At 25.2% G+C, this 10,401-nt stretch carries 7 protein-coding genes, 1 pseudogene and 1 CRISPR repeat array; all 8 genes and pseudogenes read right to left on the bottom strand.

The annotated features are described in order from the left end of the window. Window positions 1–144: 144 nt before the first annotated feature. Window positions 145–1,423: a CRISPR direct-repeat array (repeat unit 30 nt; unit sequence ATTTACATTCCAATATGGTACTAATCTAAT). A 182-nt stretch (window positions 1,424–1,605) separates the two neighbouring features. The 8 genes and pseudogenes from cas2 to cas6 all read right to left on the bottom strand — a co-directional run bounded on the left by cas2 (window position 1,606) and on the right by cas6 (window position 9,974). After that, window positions 1,606–1,884, bottom strand: a complete 279-nt coding sequence (gene cas2, locus DWX74_RS10610; RefSeq protein WP_118549917.1) for a CRISPR-associated endonuclease Cas2 — start codon at window positions 1,882–1,884, stop codon at window positions 1,606–1,608. A 14-nt stretch (window positions 1,885–1,898) separates the two neighbouring features. Further along, window positions 1,899–2,891 (bottom strand): type I-B CRISPR-associated endonuclease Cas1b, encoded by a 993-nt coding sequence (gene cas1b, locus DWX74_RS10615; protein WP_118549918.1) that lies wholly within the window; start codon window positions 2,889–2,891, stop codon window positions 1,899–1,901. Between the two features lie 21 nt (window positions 2,892–2,912). After that, window positions 2,913–3,382 (bottom strand): annotated as a pseudogene (gene cas4 / locus DWX74_RS11460) (CRISPR-associated protein Cas4). Window positions 3,383–3,427: 45 nt separating this feature from the next. Continuing rightward, window positions 3,428–5,779 carry a CRISPR-associated helicase Cas3' gene (gene cas3 / locus DWX74_RS10625; RefSeq protein WP_118549919.1) on the bottom strand — a complete coding sequence of 784 codons (2,352 nt, stop codon included), beginning with the start codon at window positions 5,777–5,779 and terminating at the stop codon, window positions 3,428–3,430. A gap of 51 nt (window positions 5,780–5,830) precedes the next feature. After that, the gene (gene cas5, locus DWX74_RS10630; RefSeq protein WP_118549920.1) at window positions 5,831–6,907 is read right to left on the bottom strand and encodes a CRISPR-associated protein Cas5; all 1,077 of its coding nucleotides are present in this window, start codon (window positions 6,905–6,907) and stop codon (window positions 5,831–5,833) included. A 26-nt stretch (window positions 6,908–6,933) separates the two neighbouring features. After that, a complete protein-coding gene (cas7i, locus tag DWX74_RS10635; RefSeq protein ID WP_118549921.1) occupies window positions 6,934–7,833 on the bottom strand; it encodes a type I-B CRISPR-associated protein Cas7/Cst2/DevR in 900 nt (299 codons plus the stop codon). 14 nt (window positions 7,834–7,847) lie between these two features. After that, entirely contained in the window at window positions 7,848–9,209 is a 1,362-nt protein-coding gene (gene cas8a1 / locus DWX74_RS10640) for a type I CRISPR-associated protein Cas8a1/Csx8 (protein ID WP_118549922.1), read from the bottom strand. 15 nt (window positions 9,210–9,224) lie between these two features. Beyond that, entirely contained in the window at window positions 9,225–9,974 is a 750-nt protein-coding gene (gene cas6 / locus DWX74_RS10645; protein WP_118549923.1) for a CRISPR-associated endoribonuclease Cas6, read from the bottom strand. Between the last annotated feature and the right edge of the window lie 427 nt (window positions 9,975–10,401).

Consider the following 10,401-nt stretch of genomic DNA (forward strand, 5'->3'; position numbering starts at 1 on the left):
ATATTACCATAGAAGGCGATTAAATTTACAGACTTTTTTTCATATACTCAAAAGAGATGATTATTTTAAATCATCTCTTTTATGTAGAGTATAGAACTAATATAACATATTTAACTATTAATTTTAAAACTCTATAATAGATTCATTTATATTTCAATATGGTACTACTCTAATTCAACCTTGTCTTCCTTTGTCTTGCCCTCGAACTCATTTACATTCCAATATGGTACTAATCTAATTTCTTTTCTCTCAATTCTAAAGCATCATCTTCAGTATTTACATTCCAATATGGTACTAATCTAATCAAAAACACCTACCTTTTTCTTCTGACTTATCAAAAATTTACATTCCAATATGGTACTAATCTAATAGTTATAGAAGATGAAAGCAATATTGAGAGTTAAAGATTTACATTCCAATATGGTACTAATCTAATTTATACAAAGAGAATGCAATACTGCAGTTAGTTGATGGATTTACATTCCAATATGGTACTAATCTAATTATAGCTTCTCCAGTTTCTTTCAGAATGTCTTTTATATTTACATTCCAATATGGTACTAATCTAATTATCCAAAATCGAGGGAAAGATAAATTAAAAGATATATTTACATTCCAATATGGTACTAATCTAATTGCAGAAAGATAAATTCTATTATTCTATTAGAGCCATTTACATTCCAATATGGTACTAATCTAATCATAAAAGATTTCCTAATGCATCCAGCTAGAGTACTATTTACATTCCAATATGGTACTAATCTAATTAATTGTTGTTAAAAATGGAAAACTATCTGCATTTTTATTTACATTCCAATATGGTACTAATCTAATTTAACAAAAGAAATGACAAGTGTAACTTTAAAAAGATTTACATTCCAATATGGTACTAATCTAATAGTTATAGAAGATGAAAGCAATATTGAGAGTTAAAGATTTACATTCCAATATGGTACTAATCTAATGTAGATAGGCAAATATCTTTTTTAACTTTCATTTTTATTTACATTCCAATATGGTACTAATCTAATATCCTTATGCAGAGGAAGTTATAACAATGTCAAAAGATTTACATTCCAATATGGTACTAATCTAATCCATATCAATGCTTAAAAATATACCAAAAGCATTATTTACATTCCAATATGGTACTAATCTAATATATGTATATTCTTGTGTACTAATTATGTAATTTGTATTTACATTCCAATATGGTACTAATCTAATTTTAAAATTTTTCAAGTCTTTTATATCAACTCCAATATTTACATTCCAATATGGTACTAATCTAATGGACCTTACGTATTCGGCTTAACAAGAAAACAGGTATTTACATTCCAATATGGTACTAATCTAATCAGATTAAATTAGATACACGATGCCCAAAGACTACATTTACATTCCAATATGGTACTAATCTAATACGTTATACTATAACTTTACTAATTTCAATACATACAGTCATATATTTTGTCTATCTCTAATAAATATTAGTTTGAAATAAATTTTTTCCAACTATCATTGCCTTAAAATACTCAAAAACATTTATTTCTTCTAGTTTGTCTATCCCTACTAAAATTTACACTATCTCACATCGACAATTATCTAAAGAAACTGATCTGTCTTATCTACTTTTAATCCTAACATTTCCTTATCTAGCCATTTGCTATTTTTACTTTCAAAGATAATAACTGAATCTTTATCATCCCTTACATACTTTTTTAACTCACTTTTTAAAGCTATAAGTTGTGCTTTTGATAGCTCACCTTCAAATACTGAGTTTTGAATATGAGATAAATACTTTTTACAAGTATTAAATACTTTTCTTAGAACTCTATTTCCTCCTTCATCCAACTTTATATCATATACAAGTATAATATACATCTTTTTTCTCCTTATTACCACCAAATTTTAAATGGATCATAATCTTTTTCATCAATTAAATGTTTTATAAGTTTATAACATTCAAGTTTTATTAAATATTTATACGATACACTCCTACCAAGTTCTTTATGCTTTATTGTTTTTTCTAGTCTACTTTCTAACTCAGAAACTATCATTTTCGAAGCATCTTTATCTAAATGTAAATAATTTAAATTTCTTGTAAAACTTTTTTCAGTTATTTGATTTTTATTAAATAAAGAAAAAATTAATCTATCCGCTATAATAGGCTTAAATACTTCAGCAATATCTAAACTTAAAGAAAATCTTCTATCTCCAGGTTCATGTAAATAACTTATTGTTGGATTCAACTGTGTTTCATATAGTGCCGATAATACTTTCGTATATACTAATGTGTTCACAAAAGATATCAATGTATTTATGGCATTATCCGGTGGATTTTTAACTCTTTTCTTAAATTGTATATCTTGATTTATTATTGTATTCCATGATTCATAATATATTTTTCTTATATTTCCTTCATATCCCATAAGCTCTGATATACTATTACTTTCATAAATCTTTTTTCTTAAACTTTCAATCTTATCCATATATTCTTTTAAATCTTTTCCTCGACCATTATAATATCTTAAGTTTCTGTATATATTATAGCTTGCTGCATCTATAAATTTTTTAGCAATTTCTAACCTTTTGTCTTGATTTGTATAGTGTTCAACTTGTTTTACAAGCAATTCACCAGAAACATTCTTTTCTCTTGGATAAAAACTACCTGTATAGTAACTATAGTAATTAAAAAAATGTGTAGTTATACCATATTGACTCAAATAGTTTATTAGATTTGTATTTAATTCCATTTCTCCCATTACATATATTTCATCAACAGTTTCTATTGGTATATATCTTTTTTCTCCGTCTTCATTTTGGAATTGTAGTGTATTATCTTTCCTCTTCAATATTCCATTATTATAAATATAGTAGCTTCTTTTCATAGTTATTCTCCTTTTATTTGATTATATAAAACAAAGATCATAATATGCACATGACTTACAAATTTTCTTTTTATCTGTTTTAGGCGGATATTTTAAGCTTACTATTTCTTTTATTTTATCCAAAGTTTCTTGTATATATTTTTCATCATCTTCATCTATTTCTATATCTACACTTTGTTTCAATAAAGGATAATCTATCTTAGCTTTTATATCTATAACACCTTTTTTCTTTAAATAATATAAATAATATTTCACTTGTAGTATACTTGCTTCTTCTATCTTATTACTTTTTTAACTTCATGAAGTATTTTCTTAGTTTTTATAAAGTCTATATTTATTACATTGTCAATGTTTATATGTTTATTTTCTCTTTTATAAGATTCTTCATCTATTAACTTACCTATATAAACATTATCATTAGTGTGCTCCATACTTATTTCATGATAAAAATACCATAGTTTCTTTTTGCAAACTATATAATAATAAACCATTACACCTGTAATTTCTTTTTCCAAGATTATCACCTCATTTTTAGTTTATAACATATAATCTTCTTGTTTACTTTTTCTATCAGTATAATTCTTATTTTGATAACCCTTTTCATCATAGTCGCAATCTATAATATCAATAGTCTCAAATTCACTTAATCTAATAGGATTGTATTTGATAGCATTTCCATTTTTTATCGCATTTTTATACAAATCAACTTCATAATAAGGTATTGAAACTGTATATTTTTTTATAGCATCTTTCAAAATTATTTTTTCTTTTTTTAAATCATCCCTTATTTTCAAATCTATTCCTTTTTCTTTTAATCTATCTGATATCTCTTTTAGTTTATTTTCAAAATTTTTTATATCCTCAATATTTGTTTCATATACTGGCGAAGGTATTATATCTATAGTGTTTATGTTTCTTAATTCTATTTCATCCTTAGATATAGTATATGGTGTTAATTTTTTTACATAATCATATTCTTTATCATATGCTTTAATATAATCACTGCTTCTTAAATTATCTGTAGTTAAATAATCATTAATAAGAGCTATTTTTTCTTTTTCATATATTTGACCTTTTTCCTTTATTGATAAAATAGCACTTTTAGATAATTCGTATACTCTTTTGTCTATAAAGCCATGCTTATTATCTCTTAAAGTTGAAGATTTTATTTCTGTATATACGAAACAATTGTGTTTGCTGCTATCTTTTTTCCCTTTTCTGTTACATCTACCTAATCTTTGGAATAATGAGTTTAAATCTTGTAATTCAGTAAATAAATAATCAAAATCTATATCTAAACTTGCTTCAACTATAGATGTAGAAATCCATATACCATTCTTTTTATCTATATTTTTATTTTCATCATATGTTCTTCCAAACTCAAGTATACTTTCTTCTTTTTCCAATCTATCTTTTCTTATAAATCTGCTATGTAATATATTTAAATTTTTTCTATCTTTTTCAGACAACATTTTTGCTAAATCATCATATATATTCTGAGCTTGTTTTATTGTATTACATACTACTAATATTTTATTTTCTCTATCAGCATTTTTATTTTCAATATACTTTTCATATATATCATCTGGATTTATTTCTTCTTCAATCACCTTTAAATTATGTCTTTTTAAATCATTTGTAAAACCATTGGGATTATATTTAAATTCTATATTTTTTTCTAATAAATCTTTTATAAATGGAGGTAATGTGGCAGTTAGTATAGCAACTTTACCACCTAGCTCAACTATTTTCTCTATACCACATATCAGGTATGCTAAAAGCTCTGGACTATACATTTGTATTTCATCAATTACTATCTTAGAATATGATAGTGTAGTTAATTTTAATTCATATCCCTGATATTTAAAAACAAAATCAAATAATTGATCCATAGTTGATATATTTAATGGTATAGACAACTGTTTACCTACATTTTCATACTCCAATAAATCAAAGTTTTCGTCTACTTTTTTATTTTCTAGGTTGTTTAGGTAGTATTCTAATGAGCTAGAATGTAGTATTGATAGCCTGTGTTCCAAGTCTTTTTCATGAATTATATTTTTTCTTACTCTATCGTATATGGCATTTATCGCTGTTCTAAGAGGAAGTATAAAAAATCCTTTGTTATCTCCTATCCAAAGTAAACCAGCTTCTGTTTTTCCCATACCAGTTTGTGCTACAGCAATTATATTTTCATCTCTATTTTCTATGCAAAATTTTTGAAGTTCATTCCAATCAGACTCACTATTACTTTTTTTCCATTCTTGCATCATATTATTTAATGATTCTTCTAAAAAATTATTTGGGTACTCAGATACAGTTCCTGCACTAGCATTATAATCACACTTATGTAGGTATCCCTTTATTTTTATACTCTCATTATCTTCTATTATTTCTGCTATTTTATTTTCTATACTCTTTTTTATTTTTTTAGTATTATACCCTTCTAACAATTCGCTAATTAACTCTTTTTTATCTCTCATAACTTCAAATGTATTACAATAGTTATGATGATTTAATACACTATGAAGTACTTTTAAATAGTCATTTATATCACTGAATTTTTTATCATCAATGAAGTAAATTGACAAAATATTATGTGCTACTTCTTTTTCATCATTAAATTTTACTTTTTTGTCATTTGACCTTTCTATTCTTTTCTGAAATTCTTTGTTTATCTTACCTATATCATGGTATATACAACCTTTTTCAACTAATGAAAATAACTTAGCATCTGATATATATCCTAATTTTTTTAATTTATTTAATTCTTCTATTAAATCCATTGTATGCTCTTTTATAGTTTTATCTGGTTTTGCCAATTTATTTTCTATCTCTCGAATAATATCATTTTCTAATATTTCATTTATTCTAACATTTATATCCATAATAATTCTCCTATTTAGAAAGCAGTAGGAAATTTTCCTACTGCTTATTTTTTACAAGAAATTGACAATATATTCTTTTTTACCATTTCTATCAATCAAAACATTTTCGCTTGTTTCTTCTATACAGTATTTTGATGCATATACAACCTTTTTTTTATTAAAAATTCTTTTAGCATCTTCTATTTTATAATTTTTATTTAGATAATACATAGTTCCATTTATCCGTTTTCCTGCCTTCGCTTTTGTGTATATTTCTTCATTTATAACACTATTATAATCTAAATATGCTGAGTATTCACTTTCTATATCACAGTCATTATTTTCCAATAATTCTACCATCTTAGCTTCTACAACTTCAACAAAGTCTTCACTTCTACCTATAGATTTTAAATTGTAGATATTCTCTAATATATCTTCTAATGTTTCTTTTTTACTTCTTATATGTATCACCAGCTCTATATTATTTAATATCTCATAAAATTTTAGTGATGTTGTCAAAGTTCTAAATCTTGATACCGGCTTAGTATAATTTTCTTCCTCAAATTCTTTAACCATTGTTTTTATCTTGTTTTCATACCGTTTAATTTCTTTTTCTCTAGCTGCAATTTTTTTATACTCATCACTCTTTTTATCTAGTTTTTTCTTTTTTTCACTTAATCTTTTTTTTCTTTTTTTTGTGACTTCCAAAAATTTCTTCTGTCTTGTATCTTTGAATTTTTTTATTTTGTCATTTAAATTTTTTAGAGATCTATATTCCTCTAGTAATTCTGCATTATGAACTTGTATCTCTAATCCTGTTCTCATGTCACTTCCCTGTTTTTTTGATGTTGCAACCTTTTCAAATCCTTTTGATAACATTGATTCGTTAGCCATCTTTACAAGTATTCCCCTATCATCCATAGTACGATTTAAAAAACAATAATCTGTATACGCTTCTTTATGCATAGATTCATATTTTCCCTGTATACTTATGTCCATAGGATGATACTCTCTATAATTACAAGCATTATGTATAGCACCTATTATAGTAGATATAGGAGGAAGAGGATAAGTCATTTTATTATCCATAGCCTCTTCCTTTCTATAGTTGGCGCTATTTTGTTTAATAATAATTCTTAAAGCGTCCATTTTATTACCTACTTTCTATTAGTATTTTATACACCAAAGTAAGCATCTACATCAGATTTTAATTCATCGAAGAATTTAGTTATACTAATTGCTTCTAATTCTCTTTTGATTTCTTCTTCATTTCTAAGATTTTTCCCTTCTAGTAGTCCAACTCTATATCCTTTATTGATTTTATCTTTTAAATCATTTGATATTATTAATCTTTCTTCTTCTACTTTTACCACATTTTCAAAATAATGAGTTTTTCTATCAGATAATCCACCTACTATAAATATTGGTTCTGCATTATCTAAATTTCCTTTTACTGTAAGACTTAATGTTTCAACTGCATCTAATATAGCTTTTACCCTAGATGCTTTTTCTATATTTTCTGCTTCTTTATATCCTTCTTCATTTTCAAAGTTTTCATCTTTACCTATCATTTCTAAGTCTATTGTTATACTATATACTTTTAATGACTTGTCGTATTCGTACTGATAAGGCATAAGTCCTGCTTCTTTAGCTTTTTCTTGTATATTTATATTTTTTTCTTTGGCTGAATTTGTAGCTAAATATAAATTATTATGGAATCTATTTTCATTAACAAAACTTTCGCAAGATACAGCGTCTGTTAAATATATTGAACTTTTTCTTATATATGTAGTACCTTTCGTACTCATATACCCACCTTCTAATGCTCTACAATTTGATGCGTTTAGTTCTTTATTTGCTAGTTTCTGAGTTGCTCCATCTACATGGGTTTTTAGGTCATCATACATTCCTGATAAAACCATAATTGCATTTTTTAAACTTTCTCTACTTCTCATTGAATATACATTTCTGTTTCTAAATACCTTTTGTACACTCGCTATATTCCCTAATCCTTCAGAATAGTTTGATGTCATGTTTGACAAAACTGTTAGTGTTAACGCATTTCTATTTTTCATTTCTCCACCCTCCATTATTTATTTTCATTGTTTTCTTTTTTTTCTTTAGACAAAGCATTTATAAATGTATACGCAAGATCTTTGTTATCCTCAAAGTTTTCAAATAGATCATATACAAAACCAAATTCTATATCTGAGTAATTTGATAGCTGTAAAAGAATTTGGCATACTCTATCATAATCTTTAAATATTATAGAACTTGTTAGCTTTTGCTTATATGCATCTATTTTGTTATCGGGAATAGCTTCTACTACTTTCTTCGCGCATGCATATGCACCTTTTAATCTGTCTTTCATATTCTTTTCACCTCTGATTAGTATATTTACAGATATTAGTTTATAAACTAAATAACCTTTATCATTATCTTTCAAAAAATTTTCTATATATCTATCTAATACAATATTATTTAATATACAATCTGTAACATCCTTTTGAATGTTAATCCACTCATCTTTTTTAGTCTTATATGATTTTGCAAATACTTCATAATCATCTATTTTCTTCAATATATCTATAGCTTCTTTTCTAATAAATAGTGTTTCAAAATATTCTTCGCTTATATCCTTAAATATAACTTCTACATCATAATCTATAAAATCTGCCGATTCTATTATCCCTTTAAATAAAGCCTTTCTAGAATCAACTCTTTTATTTTTCTCATCAATTCCAGCTTTTACCTTTCTTTCAAACTCTTTATTTGTTTGAACTAATCTTTCTATAGTTAAATTATCATTTATAAAGAATGATTCTGTATTTCCCAAGAATGCAAATGGTATAAAGTCAAATTCCTTTATATCATCTCCTACAAATGCATTTTTATCAAATAAGTATCCTGTAGCTCTAGATTTTCTTGCAGCGTCTAGTGTATAACCTAATAGTCTACAATAGTCATTTTTTTCGCTAAATAGTTGGTTAGTATTACAATAATTTTTGTATAAGTTTGGCTTATATCTATATGTTTCTCTTATTATATCCATTCTATTTTTGTCTATAGTATCTAGTATTTCTTGTTTGTTTTTTCCATCAAATTTTTTCTTACCAAATACTTTTTTCATTATAGTATTTGCGGATAGTTTTTCATTTATTTCTTTTATCTGATCTTCAGAGAATTCATCATTAGATAGCTTTCTTTCGATTATTTTATGATGTAGTTCTTCACTATAGTTGTATTCAACAAACTCTAGATACTTTTTTTCTGTTATATCATCACTTCTATATAGTAAATATTCTTCTTTTTCTTCTTCGTCATAATATATAAGATATTCTATCTTATTATATGAAAAATATTTTATTAAACCATCTATAGCCGCCGCATAACGCCAATCAGAAGCTGCTACTTTTGTATCATAATTTTCATCTTTTATACTATATTTCATACTTATCACCTCCTTTTATACTAAATCACTTGTAACTAGTTCAATCATTCCAAAACCTGCAGATTTTCTACTTCCAATTCCAACATTGTGCAAATAGTTTAATATATATGGTTTTGCTGATATTTCAAATAATCCTATACTTGTGTCTATATAATTTCCATAATGTTTAACAACACATTTAGAACATTGGATTGGATTAACTACGATTTCTTCTATATCTTTTTCTGATATTATACTTCTTAATTCATTTTTTAATACTATATCCAATTTTTCTCTAAACTCTGGATCACTGTAAATATAGTATTTATCTTCATTTTTTTCTTTATTATGCTCTCTTACGCAAATAGAACTTCCTTTAGCTGTTTTGAATATAGCTCTAGAATTAACTATATTTTCTGAATTTTTCACTTTCACAGAAAGTAATTTCATTGAGTTATTATTTTCTAATTTAAAAACTTTTCCCTTTTGTTTTATAAATGCACTATATAGTATAAAATTAGTTTTATTAGAATCATCTGCTGAAAAAATAACTTTTATAACATCTTTATAGAGTTCTATCTTTCCATTTTTATATTTCGGACCAGGTAAGTCCACTGAAAAGCAATAGTCCTTTTGAATATTATCTTTAAAATATTTGTCATAATACTTTCCAGAATTACAATCTGATAGAGATTTTTTAATAAAGCTTAAAATAGTCTTTCTGTACTCTATTGGGAATTCATTCTTAGCTAATTTAAACTCTAAAATTATTTTCGCAAACTTCATTATTACACCACCTTTTTTATTGTATTAAATGTAATTTCAATTATATCTTATCATACAATCGTTTGTTTGTAAAGTACAATTCTATGATAAGCCTTTTTTTTATTTAAGTCAAATAAACTAGTAATTTTATATTTTTTTATTGTATACTAGCAGCGATTATATTTTTTCATAAAATAAAAAAGGATCTATCTTCATTTATAATATTAATCTGATAGACCCTTTTTCATTATTTATTTTTAATACTCTTCTTTTTCAAATAATCTTTGACTTTCTTTGTAATATTTTTTTACTTTTTCAAATTCTTCTAGTTTTGTATAATTCTATGCTATTTTATAAGCTATATCACCTGATTCAAAATTAATTTATTTATAGTATTTCAAAAAATAAAAAAAGATTACGTGGCTACGTCCTACTCTCCCAGGGGCCT

It is taken from the genome of Peptoclostridium sp. AF21-18 (assembly GCF_003478825.1).
In the GTDB taxonomy this organism is placed as follows: domain Bacteria; phylum Bacillota; class Clostridia; order Peptostreptococcales; family Peptostreptococcaceae; genus Peptacetobacter.

Coding starts and splice junctions, on each gene's coding strand:
- cas2 (WP_118549917.1), bottom strand. CDS start 1,884: ATGTATATTATACTTGTATATGATATAAAGTTGGATGAAGGAGGAAAT.
- cas1b (WP_118549918.1), bottom strand. CDS start 2,891: ATGAAAAGAAGCTACTATATTTATAATAATGGAATATTGAAGAGGAAA.
- cas3 (WP_118549919.1), bottom strand. CDS start 5,779: ATGGATATAAATGTTAGAATAAATGAAATATTAGAAAATGATATTATT.
- cas5 (WP_118549920.1), bottom strand. CDS start 6,907: ATGGACGCTTTAAGAATTATTATTAAACAAAATAGCGCCAACTATAGA.
- cas7i (WP_118549921.1), bottom strand. CDS start 7,833: ATGAAAAATAGAAATGCGTTAACACTAACAGTTTTGTCAAACATGACA.
- cas8a1 (WP_118549922.1), bottom strand. CDS start 9,209: ATGAAATATAGTATAAAAGATGAAAATTATGATACAAAAGTAGCAGCT.
- cas6 (WP_118549923.1), bottom strand. CDS start 9,974: ATGAAGTTTGCGAAAATAATTTTAGAGTTTAAATTAGCTAAGAATGAA.